Source organism: Arthrobacter sp. zg-Y179 (genome assembly GCF_020907345.1).
GTDB classification, from domain to species: domain Bacteria; phylum Actinomycetota; class Actinomycetes; order Actinomycetales; family Micrococcaceae; genus Arthrobacter_B; species Arthrobacter_B jinronghuae.
Genome location: NZ_JAJJOB010000005.1, coordinates 708,419 through 726,991, shown reverse-complemented (window position 1 = coordinate 726,991; position 18,573 = coordinate 708,419). Strand labels below are relative to the sequence as shown.

Here is an 18,573-nt window from a genome sequence, read left to right as displayed (position 1 = left end):
CTAAATTCGAAACCGGCTAAAAAAACCGTCCCATACCCACGGGGTGGGCGGAAACGGCCTGTTCAACCAATCAAAATAAATTGGTATCAATAAACTTGGCACACTATTGAGTTCTCAAACAACAGACGCAATCCGAAAATACTCGGGAAAACAATGTTTTCCTTTTCTTCTTCGCTGCAATGTTTTACAGGAAAGCGTTTCCGCCGTCCCGGACCCATCAACAACCGGAGTCTTTCCCACCGGCCCCGCGAAGGGCACGCACTGGTTGGACTCTGTTTTTTGTTGGGGTTTGGCCGCCATGCTCGGGCGCTTTTCCAGCGTCCCGGCCGCGGCGACTTCTAAAACTTTACACACATTTACCCGGAGCCGCAAATCGGATTCCAGTGACGCCGGACACCCACCTCGGGCCGGATCTTGATGGTGTTTCCGGGCGGGATTCGGGTGCTTCCCTGGGTGCGTTACAGCGCTTACTGCAGACCGCCGTCGTCGTTCAGTGGATCATTGGGCGGACGCCGTCCGCCGGCCGGCCAGTGTTGCCGCGACGACCCCTTATTCGGTCGGCAGCAGGATTTCTTCCCGGCCCTCCACCCCGGAGGCAGCTGCCTCGTCAGCGATCACGGTGACCCTAGGGTGCAGCTGGAGGATGGAGGCCGGGCAGTCCGTATCCACCGGGCCGGTCAGTGCCCGTTCCAGGATCCCGGCCTTGCCTTCCCCCCGCACAAGCAGCAGCAGATGCCGTGCGCGCCGGATAGTCCCCAGCCCCTGCGTGATGCAGAACCGCGGAACCTCCCCAATAGAGGGGAAGAAGCGGGCATTGGCCCGCCGCGTGGTTTCGGACAGACGCTGCACCCGGGTACGGGAGTCCAAGGGTGAGCCTGGCTCGTTGAAGGCCAGGTGTCCGTTGTGGCCGATTCCCAGCAGCTGAAGGTCGACTCCCCCGGACTGCTCTAGCCGGCGTTCGAATGCTTCGGCCGCTTGGGCCGGATCCTCCGCACCTCCGTCCGGCACCGCGACACGGTCGGGATCCAGCCCGAGCGGGCGGACGACTTCCCGCTCGATGACGGCAGCATAGGACTGTTCACTACCCGCAGGCAGTCCTACATATTCGTCCAGGGCGAATGCCCGGACCCGGGACAGGTCCAGTCCGCGGGTCGCCAGGTACCGGTAGACGGGCAGCGGTGAGGAACCTGTCGCCAACCCGAGCACGGCATCCGGCCGGTCCCGAACCAGCACCTCTATAAAGGAGGCGCCAAGCGCGCCCAGCCCGGCGGCGTCGGGCACCGTATATAGGGCGAGAGTCACCGGGGTGCTCCGACGCCGGGGAACGCCCTGTTGCGGACCCTATATAGGGCGGCATTCTCCGGGGCAGAGAGGGACGGATTCATCGGGCCTCCTTTCGCGATACGAACGGGAGCGGACGGAGCGTCGTGTGCTCCCGTTCCAGCGGGTTTTCCAGTATGCCCCGCACCTCGGGGAATGGCTCCCTATCCCCCAAAGGTGCCCGGAATCCGCTGCGGAACGTGGCCTGAAATTTTCGGGTAGACTGGTTCCCGGCCCCTCATGTGGTGTCATCCTGTGAACTCCCCCAGGACCGGAAGGTAGCAAGGGTAAGCGGGCTCTGGCAGGTGCATGGGGGGTCTTTAATTTTTTTGAGGAAGTGGAGTTTCCGCCGTGCCTGCCGCCGGAGGAAAAACCGTCAGTGCCAACCGATAGGCTTCTATCTGTGAGTACAGCCCTTTACCGCCGCTACCGTCCCGAGAGTTTCGCAGACGTGATCGGCCAGGAGCACGTCACGGAGCCGCTGATGGCGGCCCTGCAAAAGAACCGCGTGAACCACGCGTACCTCTTCTCCGGCCCGCGCGGCTGCGGCAAAACCACCTCTGCGCGCATTCTTGCCCGCTGCTTGAACTGCGCCGAGGGCCCCACCCCGGTCCCCTGCGGCAAGTGCGACAGCTGCGTTGAGTTGGCCCGCAACGGTTCCGGCAGCCTCGACGTCATCGAAATTGACGCAGCCAGCCACGGCGGTGTCGACGACGCCCGCGACCTCCGGGAGCGCGCCACCTTCGCCCCGGTCCGGGACCGCTACAAGATCTTCATCATCGACGAGGCCCACATGGTCACGTCCGCCGGCTTCAACGCCCTGCTGAAGATCGTGGAAGAGCCGCCGGAACACATCAAGTTCATCTTCGCCACCACGGAGCCGGACAAGGTTATTGGAACCATCCGGTCCCGCACGCACCACTACCCCTTCCGCCTGGTTCCGCCGGAGCCGCTGCTGGCTTATCTCGAGAAGCTCAGCGCGCAGGAGAATGTAGCGGTCGCCCCGGGCGTTCTCTCCCTGGTGATCCGAGCCGGCGGCGGGTCCGTGCGTGACACCCTTTCCGTCCTGGACCAGCTCATGGCCGGTGCCGGTCCCGACGGCCTGGACTACGAATTGGCCGTCTCGCTGCTGGGTTACACCCCTGTGTCACTGCTCGACGACGTCGTCGACGCAGTTGCCGCCGCAGACGCAGCTACCGTGTTCCGCGCCGTGGACCGCGTTATTCAGACCGGCCAGGATCCCCGCCGGTTCGTCGAAGACCTGCTGGAACGCTTCCGTGACCTGATTATTGTCAACGCCATGCCGGACAGCGCATCGACGGTGCTCCGCGGTATGCCGGAAGACCAGATCAACCGGATGCAGACCCAGGCCACGCAGCTGGGCAGCAGTGAGCTGTCCCGCGCCGCAGACATCACCAACACTGCCTTGACCGAGATGACCGGGGCCACCTCACCGCGGCTGCACCTCGAACTACTCTGCGCCCGCATCCTGCTTCCGGCCGCAGACCAGGCCGAACGCGGAACGGCCGCCCGGGTGGACCGCCTGGAGCGCCGGCTCAGCTATGCAGGCGATCCCACCGAGGCGATGGGCCGCGCCGCCGCTGCCGCGTCTCCGGTGAACACCATTCCCGCGGCCGCACCCACGGCTTCGCAGGCCGGTGCTTCCGCGCCTGCAGTGGACGAAGCTCCGGCATCTCCCCGCGGAATCGACTTTGCGGCAACACCCGCCCCGGATGTAGCAGCAGCAACCCCTGCCGCGCCGGCAGCCTCCAGCCAGGACAGCAAGCCCGCCGGAAGTTCCCTGGACTGGGGCGGCACGTGGTCCACCCCGGCGCAGGCGGCTTCCGCTGCGGATTCTCCGGCCGCTTCAAGCTCCGCGCCCGCAGCGGGATCCAACGGTTCCCGCCCTGCCGCCAGCGGACCGTCCCAGCCGGCGCAGTCGCAGCCTGCTGCGCAGCAGCCTGCACCGTCCCAACCTGCGCCGTCCCAGCCGGTGTCCCAGCCGACGCCGGCACAGCCGTCGCAGCAGGCGCAGCAGGCACCGACTCAGCCTGCACAGCCTCAGCAGCGGCAGGCTCCGGCCGGCGGCCCCGGTTCGGCTCCCGCCGGCGGAAGCGGCCAGATCGAAATGATCCGCCGAGCCTGGCCGGAAATCATGGATGCCCTGACCAGCATCCGCCGTGCCACCTGGCTGAACGTCAGCAAGAACTCCAGCCCGCGAGCCTTTGACGGCAAGGTACTTGAACTTGCCTTCACCAACCCCGGCGCTGCCACCAACTTCAACCGCCCCGACCATTTGGATAACCTACGCAAGGCGATCCATCAGGTCCTGGCGCTGGACTGCCAGATCAATCCGATCCATGACAGCTCGGCGTCAGCGGGTGAGTCGGGCCCAAAAGCCGATAGCCGGCAAGCGCCGGCATCCGCACCGGCCGCCAAGGCACCGGTAGTTCAGGCGCCTGCAGTCCCGGCACCGGCAGTCCAGGCACAACCGGCTCCGGCAAAGCCAGCTCAAGGACTGCCGGATGGTCGGAGCGCCGAGTCCACCGCGGCTCCAGCCACCGGGACCACCAAGGTGGCCGGACCGGCTTCGAATGCCCCGGATTCGCGCGCAGCCTCGGCGTCAGCCCCGGCGGCTGCTTCCACACCGGAGCCGGCAAAGCCAGCTAACCGGGAAGTTCCGACACCGCAGGCGCAGGCCGTTGCGGCGCCGGTCGCAGCACCCGCATCGGCTGCCCCGGCCGAAACGGCTTCCCCCAACGAAGCGACGGCACCAGACGCACAGGTGCCCGGACCGGCAGTCGGCGCACCGGTCAACGCGGCTGCGGTTGCCCTCCGGCGCCGCTCCGGCAGCTCGAACGCCGCAGGCAACGGAACTCCGTCCACCGGCCCGGGCCATGCCACCCGCGGAACCTCCGGCCGGAACGGCAGCGCCGGCGCCCCCACCGGCGCACGAACCGCAGGGCGGCCCGGCAGGAATAGTCCGTCGGATGAGCCCTGGCCGGACGAGCCCAGCGATCCATTCAACGATGCGCCGGAAAGCAATGCCTGGGAAACCGCAGAGGCACCTGCGGACGTTTATTCCGGCGGACACCTTTCGGACTCCGAGTGGGCAAGCACTGACTGGGCCGGCACCGGGTCCACCACCCGACCGGCAGGCGGAAACTCCGGACCCGGCACCCGGACCGGCAGCGGTCAGGCAGCACCGTCCGTACCCGCAGGCAGCCCACGGGCAGGGGTGCCGGCGTCGGCCGTACCCACCGGCTTGACCTCCCGGCCCGGAACCTCGACGACGCCGGGTCAAGATCGGGGCGCAGCGGCACCAGACGTCCGGACATCCGTTCCGGCGACACCGGCCCCCGCAGCCCCCTCCGCTCCCGCGGGCGGTGCTCCCAACCAGCCGCTGAGCCGCTATCAGAAGCTCCTCAATGAAGCCGCCCAGCGCGGCGGCGGATCCCCCGTCAGGGGGAGCCGCCCAGTAGACTCGACCTACGTCGAAGATGTTCCCAGCGCGGATGACATCACGCTTGAGGATTCCGGTCTGGTGGGGCGTAAGGCGATCGAACGGATTCTGGGCGGACGCCTGATCGAGGAACGCAGCCTGGACGGCCGCTGATCAGCGCCGGCTCCCGCCCCGCACGCCCGATCCGGGCCGCATCATGCGGGAAACCCCGGTAACACCCAGCTATAAACGCAGTTCAACCCAGCAGAGAAGGTTACGTGTACGAAGGTGCCGTTCAGGAACTCATCGATGAACTAGGCCGTCTTCCCGGCGTCGGGCCCAAGTCCGCCCAGCGCATCGCGTTCCACATCCTCGAGTCCGATCCCGATGACATGAAGAAGCTGGCCACCGCCATTGTCACGGTCAAGGACCGGGTGAAGTTCTGCAGTGTCTGCGGCAACGTCACAGAGCAGGAAACCTGCACCATCTGCAGGGACCCGCGGCGGGACCCGACCATGATCTGCGTGGTCGAAGAGTCCAAGGACGTGATTGCGGTGGAGCGGACGCGGTCCTTCCGCGGCCGTTACCACGTGCTGGGCGGCGCCATTAATCCGATTGCCGGCATCGGTCCGGACCAGCTGCGCATCCGGGAGCTGCTCAGCCGGCTGTCGGATGAGCAGATCTCCGAAATCATCATCGCCACCGACCCGAACCTCGAGGGTGAAGCCACTGCCACCTATCTGGTGCGGATGCTCAAGACTCTGGGGATCAAGGTCACGCGCCTGGCCTCCGGCCTGCCCGTGGGCGGAGACCTTGAATATGCGGACGAGATCACCCTCGGCCGTGCCTTTGAGGGCCGTCGGAGCATGTCCTAAGCTCGGGGTTCCCCAAGGCGCGGCGCCGTCCCCGACCCGCCTGTGGCAGCAGGTTACGGGTAGGTATTTCGGGTCTTCCCGACGGCGGCGATAGACTTTCCGGACCGACGAAAGCGGCTGGTACCATCCGCTTTCCGAGGGGAAAGAGTTCGAAGCCGCGTCGAAGATGCCGGGCGCCAGCACCCACAACGAAACTTGAGAAAGTGTACGCATGAGCCTGATAGTGCAGAAATTCGGCGGTTCCTCCGTAGCGGACGCCGAAGGCATCAAGCGCGTGGCCAAACGCGTGGTGGATACCCATGCCGCCGGCAACGAAGTGGTGGTTGTGGTCTCCGCCATGGGCGACAGCACCGACGAGCTGCTGGATCTGGCCGGCCAGATCACCACGCTGAACAACGCCCGGGAAATGGACATGCTGCTCAGCGCCGGGGAGCGCATCTCGATGGCACTGCTGGCCATGGCCATTAACCAGCTCGGCGGCTCCGCGCAGTCCTTCACCGGCAGCCAGGCCGGCATGATCACCGATGCGATCCACGGCAAGGCCCGGATCATCGATGTGTCCCCGCACCGCATCAAGACCGCCATCGAGCGCGGTGACATCGCCATCGTTGCCGGCTTCCAGGGCGTCAGCCAGGACAGCCACGACATCACAACCCTTGGCCGGGGCGGTTCGGACACCACGGCGGTGGCCCTGGCCGCGGCTCTCGAGGCCGATGTCTGCGAGATCTACACCGACGTCGACGGCGTGTACACCGCCGATCCCCGGGTGGTTTCAAGCGCCCAGAAGATCGAGAAGATTTCCAGCGAGGAAATGCTTGAGTTGGCCGCTTCCGGCGCCAAAATTCTGCACCTGCGCTGCGTGGAATACGCCCGGCGCTTCGGCGTTCCCCTGCACGTCCGCTCATCCTTCAGCTCACACGAGGGAACCTGGGTACTGCCCAGCCCCGATGACAAGATCAAGATTCAAGAGGGAGAACCCTTGGAACAGCCCATCATCTCCGGCGTTGCCCACGACCGTTCCGAAGCCAAGGTCACGGTGGTGGGTGTTCCGGACATCCCCGGCAAGGCCGCGGAAATCTTCGGCATCGTGGCGGGCGCGAACTCCAACATCGACATGATCGTGCAGAACGTTTCCACGCAGGGCTCGGGCCGGACGGACATCTCCTTCACGCTGCCCATCATTGACGGCAAGGAAGCCATCGATGCGCTGAACGCCGCGAAGGCCGAAGTCGGCTTCGACTCCATCGACTACGACGAGCAGATCGGCAAGCTCTCCCTCATCGGCGCCGGCATGCGGTCCAACCCGGGTGTCTCGCACCGCTTCTTCGAGGCCCTGCACCATGCCGGGGTGAACATCGACATGATCTCCACCTCCGAGATCCGCATCTCCGTGGTCACCAGCGCCAAGCTGCTGGACACCGCAGTACGCGCGGTGCACGCGGCCTTCGGGCTCGACGGCGACAGCGAGGCCACTGTGTACGGCGGCACCGGGCGCTAGGGCAGCTTAGGCAAAATCGGGCAGCAAAGAGGCCGGCACCCACAAGGGGGGGGCCGGCCTCTTGAGTATCCGGAGCCTATTCGGGCTTGCGCGAGACGATGTAGCTGCTGCCGTCGGCCCGGGTCACGGTTTCCCACATCGCCTTCTCCTGCGCCTGCTGCGCCTTGAGCAGGGCCTGGTTCTCCTCCGTCATCGGATGGTCCAGCGACCCCTGCTGCGCGGGTCCGAAGATCAGCCGCACCTTGCCCGTGGTCCGCATGAACCGGGTTACAAAGCTTTCCTTCTCAACCATGCTGCACCTTTCCGACGGGCATTGCCGCTCCTATCGTACTAATGATCAGTGCACCCACCGTTGGCGGCGTTGGCACAGGACGACGGCGGCACCGCCTAAGCGAACACCTCCCGTGCGGCGGCGATAACGGCGTCGGGCCGGTCGGCAGCCACAAAATGGTTGGCTCCGGACAGGTAGTCGACGTCCAGGAAGTTTCCCGGCTCCGACTCCTGACAACTCCTCCCCGGGGACTGTCATTGCGCGGCACCCGGAAAGATCGGAAAAACAGCTAGGGGACGTAGGCCAGGGCGTCGGCTGTCCGGGATAATGGGACGGTGATTGCTCCCGCCCACCCCACCATCCTCAGCGAGGACCAATGGCTGCCGCGGCAGTCCGCCCACGAAGAACGCGTCCGGCCCTTCACCGAAGGATTCCTCGCACGGCGTTCGGCCAGGTGGAAGCACCCGGTGGAGGACTTCCTCTTCACCTACTATTCCCAGAAACCCGGCCAGCTGCTGCGCTGGCACCCGGGCGCCGGCGTCGTTCTCACCGGTCCGTCCGCGCTCGAACGCACCGGGTGGAAGTTTTACCGGACGCTGACGGAAACGGAACGGGACGCGGCGGGGATCGGCGCCGGAACACCCGCCGTCACTGTGGATACCGAGGGATTCGCCGCGGTGCGCGGTGACGCCCTCGGGTTCACCACCATGCTGCTTTCCCGTACGGCCGCGCGGAAGCCGGTGCTGGGATGCTTCGGCATGCACGAGTGGGCCATGGCCTACAAGTCGGAGGACAACGGCATCCGGCACGATTACCTGCAGCTGCGGCTGGGTGCCAAAGGGACGGATGAGCTGGTGGAGCGCAGCCGGATCCGCTGCACCCACTTCGATGCCTTCCGGTTCTACACCCCGGAAGCGGTACCCCTGAACGAGCTCACACCCACCCGCGAGAACCAGCGGGACCTGGAACAGCCCGGCTGCCTGCACGCCAACATGGACCTGTACAAATGGGCCTACAAACTGGTGCCGCTGCTTCCCAGCGAGGTGGTTATGGACGCCTTCGAGCTGTCCTGGCGCATCCGCGAAATGGACATGTGTGCCTCCCCTTACGACCTGGCCGATTGGGGCTACACCCCGATTGCGGTGGAAACTCCGGCCGGCCGGGCGCAGTACGCAGCCGCACAACGCGGCTTCGCCGAGGAATCGCAGCAGTTGCGGGCGCACATCCTGAGCCTGCTGGAACCCTTTGGAGGACAGCTATGCAACCAGAACCGACCGGCCGGGTTATCCGCACAGGACCCGAGTCCTACGACCTGATTCTTCACCGCAGCTTTCCCGAACCGGCTGCGGCCGTGTGGCCCAGCTTTACCGACCCCGACCTGACAGCCCAGTGGTTCGGCCGCTGGGAAGGAACCCCGGGCAGGGGCGGCACCGTTGACCTGCAGCTGCTCTTCGAAGAGGGCCTGCCGTGGAGCCGGGTCCGGATAGCGGAGTGCGTCTCCCCGGAACTTCTGCGCCTGCTGGTCGAGGATGAATTCGGCAGCTGGGACCTGGAGATCCGCCTCCGGGACGAACCGGCCGGCACCGCACTGGATTTTATCCACCACCTGGAGGATCCGCAGGCCGCCTCAAGCATCGGGCCGGGCTGGGAATATTATCTGGACCACCTGATGGCCGCCCGCAGCGGCGGCCCGGCTCCGGACTTCGAGGACTACTTCCCAAGCCAGGGAGCCTACTTCGCGGCGCAGGCAGAGACTGCCGCGGATTCGCCCGACCGTGCTTGACAGCGTTGGCTAGGCTGGTGGCTCCGCTACCAATGGAGGCCGCACAGTGCGCAACATTCGAGGATCAGCGTTAGTCCCCATACTGCTGTGCACCGCCGTTCTGTTGGCAGCCTGCGGCGGGGACTCCGGCCGTTCCCCGGATTCCCCGGAATCAACCGACTCCCCCAATGAGTCAACGACGGCGCCGACCTCGCCCGTCGTTTCGCCCACACCGATCGGCTCCCCCACCCCGGCCCCCGGGACCACGGCGGAGGCACCGGTCTCGCTGACCGTGGAGTTCAGCGTGGACGGGACGACGCCGAGCAGCACGTGGACGCTGCAGTGCGACGGCGCCGAGCCGCGGGAAGGCTCGACCGTGCCGGATCCGGCCGGGGCCTGTGCCGTGCTTGCGGACCAGGGGGCAGCCGCCCTCGCGGAGCCGGCGGCGGGCTTGATGTGTACTCAGGAGATCCGCGGAATGCAGCGTGCGCACGTCACCGGCATGGTTCGCGGCGAGGCCGTGGACGCAAGCTTCTCACTGACGGACGGCTGCCAGATTTCGCGCTGGGAACGACTTACCGCCCTGCTGGGGCCTGCGGACGGTTCCCTCTAGCTACCGGCGCACGCTTTCCCGCCGGGCCAGGATCACCAATGTGCAGATGGGCCCCAGCACGGGGAATATCAGGCAGAAGAGAAGCAGCCCAAACCGCTCCCCGGCAGTGACTGCGCTCGAGCGGGCCAGGCGGATGACCGCCCACACCAGTAAAAGCAGCAGTGCTGCGGCGATGCCGGAGACCAGGACTGTGTCGACCGCCGGGATGGTCGGGTTGGCACCGTCATTCATGGGCCGCCGCCGTTCCGCTGGGCTCCGGCACGCCGGGCCGTTCCCGTTTGCGCCGCACATGAACCTGCTTCCGTATCCGGGCAACCACCTCGCCGCTGCTGTCGGTCACGTCCACCGAGAACCATTCAAGGACCTTCTCCCCGCCCGCAGCCAGCTTGCGCAGGCGTTCGACGTCGGCCGGATCCAGGACAAACTCGGCCCGCACCTCGCCCTTTCCCGGCTTCAGGAACTCGATCTCCGCTGCACGGTCCCAGACAACGTGGTCACTGCCGAGGTGGTGGAGCAGCATCATCATCCAGAACGGATCAGTCATGGCGAACAGTGAGCCGCCGAAATGAACCCCGGCCACGTTCTTGTTCCACCAGTAGGACCGCAGCCGCACGGAGACACCCAGATATTCAGGGTCCAGTCGGGTAATCCGAATGCCGGTAAAGGCAAAGGGCGGCCACACGTTCATTAGCCGGCGGACGGTGGCGGGGCTTGCTTGTAGGAGTCTCACGGCCCCACTCTAACCGGAAGGTAATCCACGCCACAGGAAGACCTGCGATAGCTAACCGGCACGTGATGGCCTATTATTGAATAAGCATGCTTAGTATTTTTCCGGACAACGGAGTTCCGGACCTGACTGAAAGCGTAAAAATGTCCATAGAAGCAAAGGACCAATACCTCTGGGCACGCGGGCTCCTGGAGTCCGATGACGCGGAATACATGCATTGCGGCGAACCAATGCAGCCCCGGGACAGCCGGCAGCGCTCCATCTTCGAACCGATCACCGTGGAATCCATGCCCGAGGAACCGGTGGATGTACAGCTGGAAACCACTGTGCTCCGCTGCGCCTGCGGCTTCCAGTTGGAGATTCCGGCCTAGGTCCTGCCAGTCACCGTAACGCAGGTAACGCCGCTAGAATGGCAAGTGCAAGCTCGCGGAGCGCTGAATCAGCGTGAGACGGCAAGGTCCGCGGCCACCCATCTCGTCTAGAGGAGCTGCCGGATGCCCCGGATCGTTGTTGATGTTATGCCCAAGCCTGAAATCCTCGATCCGCAGGGCAAGGCCATTGCAGGCGCGCTGCCCCGCCTCGGACTGACCGGCTTCGCCGGAGTCCGCCAGGGCAAGCGCTTCGAGCTCACCGTTGACGGGGACGTCACCCCGGAAATCCTGGAGCAGGCCCGCACCGCCGCCGCGACGCTGCTGTCCAATCCCGTGATCGAAGACGTCACCCGCGTTGAAGTAATCCCGGAGGCCTGATCTTGAGTACTCCCCTGATCGGCGACTTTTCCGTTGCTCCCGAAAACGACGCGCTCCGCGCCGTCCGGGTAGGTGTCATCACCTTCCCCGGCACCCTGGATGACCGCGACGCCGCCCGCGCCGTAACCATCGCCGGCGGCACCGCCGTCGGGCTCTGGCATGCCGAAGCCAATCTGCAGTCGGTGGACGCGGTAATCATCCCAGGCGGGTTCTCCTACGGGGACTACCTGCGCGCCGGCGCCATTGCCCGCTTCGCACCGCTCATGGAAAAGGTAGTGGACGCCGCCGCCGGCGGTATGCCCGTGCTGGGCATCTGCAACGGCTTCCAGATCCTCACCGAGGCACACCTGCTGCCCGGGTCCATGATCAAGAACAACCATTTGAAGTTTTCCTGCGCGGACCAGCTGCTGCGTGTGGAAAACAACGGCACCGCCTGGACCAACGCCTATGAACCCGGTGCGGGGATGGTCGTTCCGCTGAAGAACCAGGACGGGCAGTACGTCGCGGATGAGAAGACGCTGGACGAACTGGAGGGCGAAGGCCGGGTGGTCTTCCGCTACGACGGCGAGAACCCCAACGGGTCCCGCCGCGGCATCGCCGGCATTTCCAACGCCGCAGGAAACGTCGTCGGATTGATGCCGCACCCTGAACACGCCGTCGAACCCGGCTTCGGGCCGGATTCCTCCGCCTACGGCGAGGTCGGCCTGGGCTACGGCACCGACGGGCTGCGCATCTTCAGCTCTGTACTCAACTCGCTCGTTGCCGGAGGCAAGTCATGACCGTTTCGCCCAGTGCTGCCGCTGAGCAGAAGAAGTTCCGCATAGACACCGTTGAGCACGCCGCCGCCACCCCGGACACGGAACTGCCCTGGGCCGAGCTCGGCCTCAAGGAAGACGAGTTCAACCGGGTCGTGGAGATCCTGGGCCGCCGCCCCACCGCGGCGGAACTGGCCATGTACTCGGTGATGTGGTCCGAGCACTGCTCGTACAAGTCCTCCAAGGTGCATTTGAAGCAGTTCGGGGACAAGGTCACCGACAAAATGAAGGAACACCTGCTGGTGGGCATCGGCGAGAACGCCGGCGTGGTGGACATCGGCGAGGGCTGGGCCGTGACCTTCAAGGTCGAATCCCACAACCACCCGTCCTTCGTGGAGCCCTACCAGGGTGCCGCCACCGGCATCGGCGGCATTGTCCGCGACATCATCTCCATGGGCGCCCGCCCGGTGGCCGTGATGGATCCGCTGCGCTTCGGCGCCATCGACCACCCGGACACCGCCCGCCTGGTGCACGGCATCGTCTCCGGCATCGGCGGCTACGGCAACTCCCTCGGGCTGCCCAACATCGGCGGTGAACTGGTCTTCGACTCCGTGTACCAGGGCAACCCGCTGGTCAACGCCCTGGCCGTGGGCGTAATGCGCCACGAGGACATCCGCCTGGCCAACGCCTCCGGCGCCGGCAACAAGGTGGTGCTCTTCGGCGCCCGCACCGGCGGCGACGGCATCGGCGGCGCCTCCGTGCTGGCCTCCGAATCCTTCGACGCGGACAAGCCCTCCAAGCGCCCCGCCGTCCAGGTGGGCGATCCCTTCGCGGAGAAGGTGCTCATCGAGTGCTGCCTGGAACTGTTCAAGTCCTCCGTGGTGGAGGGCATCCAGGACCTGGGCGCGGCCGGCATTTCCTGCGCGACGTCGGAACTCGCCTCCAACGGCGACGGCGGCATGCACGTGGAACTGACCAATGTGCTGCTGCGCGACCCCACCCTTACCCCCGGCGAGATCCTGATGTCCGAGTCACAGGAACGCATGATGGCCGTGGTGACCCCGGAGAACGTGGAAGCGTTCGAGGCGATCATGGACAAGTGGAACGTGGAGTACTCCTGGCTCGGCGAGGTCACCGGCACGGGCCGGCTGATCATCGACTGGGACGGCGAAACCATTGTAGACGTGGATCCGCGCACGGTGGCGCATGAGGGACCGGTGTACCAGCGCCCCATGTCCCGGCCGGCCGCACAGGACAGCATCGAAGCCGACTCCTTCAATGCGGAACGGCCCTTCGGCAGCGCCGCGGTCAAGGACGCCATCCTGGAACTGATGGCCTCGCCGAACATGTGCGACAAGTCCTGGGTCACCAACCAGTACGACCGCTATGTGCAGGGCAACACCGCCCTGGCCATGCCGGACGACGCCGGTGTGGTCCGTGTGGATGAAACCACCGGCCTGGGCGTCGCCATTTCCACCGATGCCAACGGCCGCTACTCCTACCTCAATCCGTACGAGGGCGCGAAGCTGGCCCTGGCCGAGTCCTACCGCAACGTGTCCACCGCCGGGGCAAAGCCGCTGGCGGTCACCGACTGCCTGAACTTCGGTTCGCCGGAGGACCCGGAGGTCATGTGGCAGTTCGCCGAGTCCGTGCGCGGGCTGGCCGACGGCTGCCGCGAACTCGGCGTGCCCGTCACCGGCGGCAACGTCTCGCTCTACAACCAGACCGGCGGCGTCGCCATCCATCCCACCCCCGTGGTGGGCGTGCTGGGCGTGTTCGACGACGTCGCCCGGCGCACACCGTCGGGCTGGCGGCAGGACGGCCAGGCCATTTACCTGATGGGCACCACGCAGGACGAGCTGGACGGCTCCGAGTTCGCGAACCTGCGCGGACATCTGGGCGGGCAGCCGCCGAAGGTCGATCTGAAGGCGGAGAAGCTGCTCGGGGAACTGCTGGTCAATGCCTCCCGCGACGGCATGATCGACGCCGCGCATGACCTCTCCGAGGGCGGCCTTGCCGCCGCGTTGTCCGAGATGGCCCTGCGCTTCGGCGTCGGTGCGCGGATCGGCCTCGGCGAAGTCTGCGAACGCGACGGAGTGGACCTCTTCACCCTGCTGTTCTCCGAGTCCCAGGCCCGCGCCGTCGTCGCGGTGGCCCGCAGCGAGGAGGTCCGGTTCAAGGACATGTGCTCGGCCCGCGGCTTCGCTCATGCCCGGATCGGCGTGGTGGACACCGAGATCGGCGCCCTGGACTTCCAGAGCAACTTCACCCTGCCCTTGGATGAGCTGAAGGCTGCGTACGAAGGCACCCTGCCGAAGCACTTCGGCTAAGCCGGCAGCACCTGCACGGGCCCGCGGATACGGGCCCGTGTAGGCTCCTCAGGCATGGACAAGATCAACCGAACGCAGCAGGTCCGCCAGATTGGCGGAGTACTAAGCCTGGCGGCGGGCGCCGTCCCACTGATTTTGAACCTGCCGTATTTGTTCAGCGGGGATGACCGGCTGACGGCCGGTCTCACCGTCGCGGCCGGGCTGCTGGCAGCAGGCATCGGGGTGTGGTTGCTGGCGGGGGCCCGCAGCCGGGGCAAGGAACAAGTGCTGACTGCGGACCGGGGACGAGTGAAGTTCATGGCGGCGACCGCGGTGCTGTGCGCAGTACTGCTCATCATTTCGCTGCTGCTGCTCCAGCAGCCCACGACGTCCACCGGGCTGTTCGGACTCCTCCTGGCGAACTCGTTTCGGATGCTCTTCGTACCTGTTGGGCGCCAAACCAGGTAGTCCCCCGCGCGTCCGGACCGCCGAATGAAGCAAAACCCGAAAGTACGTGCAAAATTAGCTCGTGAGCATAATCCCCGAGAACCTGGCCGCGGAGGCCAGCATTCCCACGCAGCGCCTCTCGCTGGACCTGATGACCGTGGCCGAAGTGGACGCCCTCATCATCCAGACGCGACGCCCGGACTGGGCGGAGGACTTCCCCCAGCCCACCGACTACGACGCCGCCCGCCAGTTCTTCGAGGCCGGATTGCTCGGTCCCGCTGCGTCGTTCGGCACGCGCCTGATCCGGGAACTTTCCACCACGCTGGTGGTGGGAACCATCGGCTTTGCCGGCGTCCCCGATGAGGGCACCGTGGAAGTCAGCTACAGCGTGGTTCCCTCGAGCCAGGGGCAGGGCTACGCCACTGAAGCGTTGGTGGCCCTGGCACGGTTTGCGCTTACCCACCCGGAGGTGGACACCATCATCGCCTACACGGAACCGGGCAATGACGCGTCCCAATCCCTGCTGTTGAGCGCGGGCTTCATGCCGGTGGAGGAAAGCGAACTCACCCTGCAGTTCGCCCTCCGGCGGGATCAGCTCCCGGAGGCCAGCCGGTAGGCTGCGGCGAAATACCGGTTGGTGTAAAACTGCTGGACGCGGGTGTTGACCATGTTGACGGCACCCACCAGCCGGTTGCCCGGGCGGCTGTAGGCAGCAACCCGGAAGTACAGCCGGCCGTCTTCGTCGAGTTCGGCGTAAAAACCTTCTTCACCGCGCTCCGGGTGTCCGGGCAGGGTGCCGTAGCCAAAACCGCTGCGCTGTCCGCGGACCGGCGCGCCGTCGTCGTCCACCGCCGCTTCAGCAGCCCAGATCACTCGGCAGGGAGCGTAGTAGCGCACCCGCCAGACCCCCACGCCCGATGCCATGTCTACACCCGGGGCAGCGCAGGGCGTGCCTCGTGCCACGTACAGCCCCGCCCGGCGGTGCAGGCCCCAGTCCAGCAGCCCGTTGGTGAGGCGGAGGAACCCGGCCTGCGGATCGGCGACTTCCAGTTCTTCCTTGCGCAGCACCAGCCGGTAACCCGCCGGCCAGCGGTCCGTCATCGGTGCCGGATAGGGCCGCTCGGTTAGCCCCCGCTCAGCGTAGGTGAAGCCGGTGTGGCGCCTCATTCCTCCGCCAGGCCCTTCCAGGCAAGTGATTCCCGGTCCTTTCGGGGCAGCGAGGCCACCACCAGGTCATAGGAATCTTCCACCAAGTCCCGGATCATGTCCCGCGGCAGGCCGGAGGCAACTTCCACCTGGTTCCAGTGCGTTTTGTTCATGTGCCAGGCGCCGGTGATTTCCGGATGGGCGGCGCGCAGCTGGAGTGCCAGCTCCGGTTCGCACTTCAGGCTGATCATCAGGGGTTCACCGGCAAGGTCCGTCAGAGCGAACATCTTCGCTTTGCCAGCGGCGGCCCGCACTTTGAACACCGAGGACTCCGGCCCGAAGGGAAAATCTTCAAACGCTCCGGGCAGGGACAGGCACAACCGTCTAAGCTCACCCGCATCCATGGGAAAAGCCTATCGCTGCCGTCTGCGCAACGGCACTGCCACGGCCCCTGGGTGACAGGATGGGAGGAACAGGTAGATTACTGCGGGTGTGCCGGCAGCAGAGCGAAGGATAAAACGGTTTGAAGCAGAACAACCGCAGTAGCGGCCCCGTCAGCCAGGCTGCGGTGCGCGCGGCCGATTCCAGGACCTTCGAGCGGTTCGCCCGGGCGGGCTATGTGGCAAGCGGGATAGTGCACATTGTCATCGGTGTGATCGCCTTGCAGATCAACGCCGGAGGGTCCGGCAATGCGGACACCAGCGGTGCCGTAGCCGCTGTGGCCGAACAGCCCGCCGGGTACGCGCTGGTCTGGTTCTGCTTCCTCGGCTGCTACGCCCTGGCACTGTTCCAGCTCAGCCGCATCTTCTTTGCCGGACAACAGCTGCAGGACAAGGAGCTGTGGAAGGACCGGGCCAGCAACGCCGGGCAGGTGCTCGTTTACGGGGCCATCGGAACCGTTTTCGCTTCGTTTGCCCTGGGCCGCGGAAGCAATAACGGCAGCTCTTCCTCGGTCAGCTGGACCGCCCGCCTGCTGGCGGTACCCGCGGGCCAGTGGATTCTTGGACTCACCGGACTGGTGGTGGTGGGAATCGGCGGCTACTTCATTTTCAAGGGAGCCACCCGCCGCTTCCGCCGGAACCTCACCGGCGTTCCCGGCGGACTCTGGGCAAAGGCCGTGGACATCACCGGCGTGGCCGGCTTTATCGCCAAGGGAGTGTCGCTTGGCATCCTGGGGGTGCTGCTCACCCTGGCCGCCGTGCAGGCGGACCCGGAGGAGTCCACCGGCCTCGACGGCGCCCTGCGTACGCTGCGGGACCAGCCCTTCGGCGTGGTGGCACTGGCCGCGGTGGGGGTCGGTCTGATGCTCTACGGGCTGTACATGGGGATCATCCGCGCTCGGTTCGCCAAGCTTTAGAGCCCGAAGCGCGGTGCTTCGATGACCGGGCAGGCGTCCATCACGACGTCGAGCCCTGCCGCCGCCGCACGCGCGGCCGCCGCTTCGTCCACCACGCCGAGCTGCATCCAGACCGCCTTGGCGCCCACTTCGATGGCCTGGTCCACGACGTCGCCCACCCGGGTCGAATTCACGAAGCAATCCACCACGTCGATGCTTCCCGGGATTTCACTGAGCCGGCGGTAACCCTTGTTGCCGTGCACGTCATCGCCCTTCAGGCTCACCGGGATGATCTCCATGCCCAGATGGTCCTGGACAAAGCGTGAGACGCCGACGGCGGGGCGGAGCGGGTTATTGGACAAGCCCACGATCGCCCACCGGGCCCCCTTGTTCCGGAGCAGCCGTTCGATTGCCGCTGGGTCGTTAGCGTGTGCCACAGTTTCTTCCTTTGCCCCGGAGCCGGTGATAGGCATCCAGCTTAGGCCAGGAAGGACTCGATGGCGTCGGTCAGGGCCGCATCGGGAATGCCGCGGGTATCCGATTCCACCAGCAGGAACTCCCCGGAGTCCAAGGCCTCGGCGGTCTGCCGCGCCAGGTCCTGGGTATCCTCGCCGCTGCTGCTGCCGGCCATAACGAGAACGGGGATGGTGACGCCGCTGAGGCCCTCGATCTCGGTCTGCAGGACCATCAGTTCGTCCTCCCCGTCAGCGAGGGACAGGGTTGGCTCCAGGGCCACCACCCGGCTGACCACCGTGGATTCCTCCGCGGCCCTCAGGGCCAGGAACGCCCCCTCGTCAAAGCCGTAAAGGTCAGTTGATCCCCCGGCCACCTGAAGGACGGCCAGCAGGTCATCGACGTCCGATTCCGCGGTGTATTCCTCGCCCATGCCGCTTTCCCCGATACCCCGGCGGTCATAGGTGTAGACCGTGTGGTTTTCCGAGAGGGCATCCGCCAGGACCACCGTCGCGGGACTGCTGCGGTGCGCCAGCAGGGGCCCCACGATGGCCAGGGGAGGGCCGCTGCCCCGCCGCGACCACGCAATGGGCGTTCCATCGGCGGACAACACGATTCCGGAGGCACCCGAAGCTGATTCCATGGCCGGCTCCTGCTGGTTGGGGAGGTAGGAAGATGCTGGAGAGCTGAAGGGAACTCGCCGTAACCGCACCGTGTTCCAAAATTAGGAGCCGACGGCGCGCAAGGTCAATGCCCGCAGGCGGCAGGTGCATCGAAGTGCCGCAGACGACGGCCCAGCGACGCGGCGTCGAACATTTCTTTATGTGAACGCGGGCAGCCTGCCGGGACTTGTCGGATCCGCCGATCCGG

21 protein-coding genes and 1 other RNA gene are annotated in these 18,573 nt (G+C 66.0%); 14 read left to right on the top strand and 8 right to left on the bottom strand.

Features of this window, described 5'->3' with window-relative positions:
* Nucleotides 1-549 precede the first annotated feature (549 nt).
* Complete coding sequence (locus LOC56_RS06720) at nucleotides 550-1,302, bottom strand: glucosamine-6-phosphate deaminase (RefSeq protein WP_229951492.1); 753 nt, start codon at nucleotides 1,300-1,302, stop codon at nucleotides 550-552.
* A gap of 247 nt (nucleotides 1,303-1,549) precedes the next feature.
* On the opposite strand from LOC56_RS06720, the gene ffs reads away from it, so the two are divergent.
* The 4 genes from ffs (at nucleotide 1,550) to LOC56_RS06700 (ending at nucleotide 7,135) form a co-directional block, all read left to right on the top strand.
* Nucleotides 1,550-1,645, top strand: an RNA gene (ffs, locus tag LOC56_RS06715) — signal recognition particle sRNA small type.
* Between the two features lie 78 nt (nucleotides 1,646-1,723).
* Entirely contained in the window at nucleotides 1,724-4,936 is a 3,213-nt protein-coding gene (locus LOC56_RS06710) for a DNA polymerase III subunit gamma and tau (RefSeq protein WP_229951491.1), read from the top strand.
* A 104-nt stretch (nucleotides 4,937-5,040) separates the two neighbouring features.
* Nucleotides 5,041-5,637, top strand: a complete 597-nt coding sequence (recR, locus tag LOC56_RS06705) for a recombination mediator RecR (protein ID WP_227920863.1) — start codon at nucleotides 5,041-5,043, stop codon at nucleotides 5,635-5,637.
* A gap of 211 nt (nucleotides 5,638-5,848) precedes the next feature.
* Nucleotides 5,849-7,135: an aspartate kinase gene (locus LOC56_RS06700; RefSeq protein ID WP_229951490.1), complete on the top strand. Its 1,287-nt coding sequence runs from the start codon at nucleotides 5,849-5,851 to the stop codon at nucleotides 7,133-7,135.
* 76 nt (nucleotides 7,136-7,211) lie between these two features.
* Here LOC56_RS06700 and LOC56_RS06695 read toward each other — a convergent pair whose 3' ends face one another.
* Complete coding sequence (locus LOC56_RS06695; protein WP_229951489.1) at nucleotides 7,212-7,427, bottom strand: hypothetical protein; 216 nt, start codon at nucleotides 7,425-7,427, stop codon at nucleotides 7,212-7,214.
* Between the two features lie 317 nt (nucleotides 7,428-7,744).
* Between LOC56_RS06695 and LOC56_RS06690 the strand changes: the two genes are divergently transcribed.
* Genes LOC56_RS06690 through LOC56_RS06680 form a run of 3 tightly spaced genes read left to right on the top strand, consistent with a single transcriptional unit; the run spans nucleotide 7,745 to nucleotide 9,781 of the window.
* Nucleotides 7,745-8,722, top strand: coding sequence for a 3-methyladenine DNA glycosylase (locus LOC56_RS06690; protein ID WP_442860077.1), 978 nt, complete (start codon nucleotides 7,745-7,747; stop codon nucleotides 8,720-8,722).
* The gene (locus LOC56_RS06685) at nucleotides 8,665-9,189 is read left to right on the top strand and encodes an SRPBCC domain-containing protein (RefSeq protein WP_229951487.1); all 525 of its coding nucleotides are present in this window, start codon (nucleotides 8,665-8,667) and stop codon (nucleotides 9,187-9,189) included. Before LOC56_RS06690 ends, LOC56_RS06685 begins: the two co-directional genes overlap by 58 nt.
* A 46-nt stretch (nucleotides 9,190-9,235) precedes the next feature.
* On the top strand, nucleotides 9,236-9,781 hold the full coding sequence (locus tag LOC56_RS06680; RefSeq protein ID WP_229951486.1) for a serine protease inhibitor: 546 nt from the start codon (nucleotides 9,236-9,238) through the stop codon (nucleotides 9,779-9,781).
* On the opposite strand, the gene LOC56_RS06675 is transcribed toward LOC56_RS06680, so the two are convergent.
* A complete protein-coding gene (locus LOC56_RS06675; protein ID WP_229951485.1) occupies nucleotides 9,782-10,012 on the bottom strand; it encodes a hypothetical protein in 231 nt (76 codons plus the stop codon). It abuts the gene before it with no gap.
* Entirely contained in the window at nucleotides 10,005-10,511 is a 507-nt protein-coding gene (locus LOC56_RS06670; protein WP_229951484.1) for a DUF4442 domain-containing protein, read from the bottom strand. Before LOC56_RS06670 ends, LOC56_RS06675 begins: the two co-directional genes overlap by 8 nt.
* A gap of 140 nt (nucleotides 10,512-10,651) precedes the next feature.
* Between LOC56_RS06670 and LOC56_RS06665 the strand changes: the two genes are divergently transcribed.
* The 6 genes from LOC56_RS06665 to LOC56_RS06640 all read left to right on the top strand — a co-directional run bounded on the left by LOC56_RS06665 (nucleotide 10,652) and on the right by LOC56_RS06640 (nucleotide 15,384).
* Complete coding sequence (locus LOC56_RS06665; RefSeq protein WP_229951483.1) at nucleotides 10,652-10,879, top strand: hypothetical protein; 228 nt, start codon at nucleotides 10,652-10,654, stop codon at nucleotides 10,877-10,879.
* A 123-nt stretch (nucleotides 10,880-11,002) separates the two neighbouring features.
* On the top strand, nucleotides 11,003-11,257 hold the full coding sequence (gene purS, locus LOC56_RS06660; protein WP_227920839.1) for a phosphoribosylformylglycinamidine synthase subunit PurS: 255 nt from the start codon (nucleotides 11,003-11,005) through the stop codon (nucleotides 11,255-11,257).
* A complete protein-coding gene (gene purQ, locus LOC56_RS06655; protein WP_442860076.1) occupies nucleotides 11,257-12,036 on the top strand; it encodes a phosphoribosylformylglycinamidine synthase subunit PurQ in 780 nt (259 codons plus the stop codon). The genes purS and purQ overlap by 1 nt, the downstream gene beginning before the upstream one ends.
* Complete coding sequence (gene purL, locus LOC56_RS06650; protein WP_229951482.1) at nucleotides 12,033-14,342, top strand: phosphoribosylformylglycinamidine synthase subunit PurL; 2,310 nt, start codon at nucleotides 12,033-12,035, stop codon at nucleotides 14,340-14,342. The genes purQ and purL overlap by 4 nt, the downstream gene beginning before the upstream one ends.
* Before the next feature lie 54 nt (nucleotides 14,343-14,396).
* On the top strand, nucleotides 14,397-14,789 hold the full coding sequence (locus LOC56_RS06645; protein WP_229951481.1) for a hypothetical protein: 393 nt from the start codon (nucleotides 14,397-14,399) through the stop codon (nucleotides 14,787-14,789).
* Between the two features lie 61 nt (nucleotides 14,790-14,850).
* Nucleotides 14,851-15,384 (top strand): GNAT family N-acetyltransferase, encoded by a 534-nt coding sequence (locus LOC56_RS06640; RefSeq protein ID WP_229951480.1) that lies wholly within the window; start codon nucleotides 14,851-14,853, stop codon nucleotides 15,382-15,384.
* On the opposite strand, the gene LOC56_RS06635 is transcribed toward LOC56_RS06640, so the two are convergent.
* Together LOC56_RS06635 and LOC56_RS06630 are read right to left on the bottom strand one after the other, a co-directional pair.
* Nucleotides 15,360-15,935, bottom strand: a complete 576-nt coding sequence (locus tag LOC56_RS06635; RefSeq protein WP_229951479.1) for a DUF1990 family protein — start codon at nucleotides 15,933-15,935, stop codon at nucleotides 15,360-15,362. The genes LOC56_RS06640 and LOC56_RS06635 overlap by 25 nt on opposite strands.
* On the bottom strand, nucleotides 15,932-16,318 hold the full coding sequence (locus LOC56_RS06630; protein ID WP_229951478.1) for an MmcQ/YjbR family DNA-binding protein: 387 nt from the start codon (nucleotides 16,316-16,318) through the stop codon (nucleotides 15,932-15,934). Before LOC56_RS06630 ends, LOC56_RS06635 begins: the two co-directional genes overlap by 4 nt.
* 119 nt (nucleotides 16,319-16,437) lie before the next feature.
* On the opposite strand from LOC56_RS06630, the gene LOC56_RS06625 reads away from it, so the two are divergent.
* Nucleotides 16,438-17,271 (top strand): DUF1206 domain-containing protein, encoded by an 834-nt coding sequence (locus LOC56_RS06625; RefSeq protein ID WP_229951477.1) that lies wholly within the window; start codon nucleotides 16,438-16,440, stop codon nucleotides 17,269-17,271.
* Here LOC56_RS06625 and LOC56_RS06620 read toward each other — a convergent pair.
* Together LOC56_RS06620 and LOC56_RS06615 are read right to left on the bottom strand one after the other, a co-directional pair.
* A complete protein-coding gene (locus LOC56_RS06620) occupies nucleotides 17,268-17,687 on the bottom strand; it encodes a CoA-binding protein (RefSeq protein ID WP_229951476.1) in 420 nt (139 codons plus the stop codon). The two genes, LOC56_RS06625 and LOC56_RS06620, sit on opposite strands and share 4 nt — an antisense overlap.
* Before the next feature lie 41 nt (nucleotides 17,688-17,728).
* Nucleotides 17,729-18,346, bottom strand: coding sequence for an alpha/beta fold hydrolase (locus tag LOC56_RS06615; RefSeq protein ID WP_229951475.1), 618 nt, complete (start codon nucleotides 18,344-18,346; stop codon nucleotides 17,729-17,731).
* Between the last annotated feature and the right edge of the window lie 227 nt (nucleotides 18,347-18,573).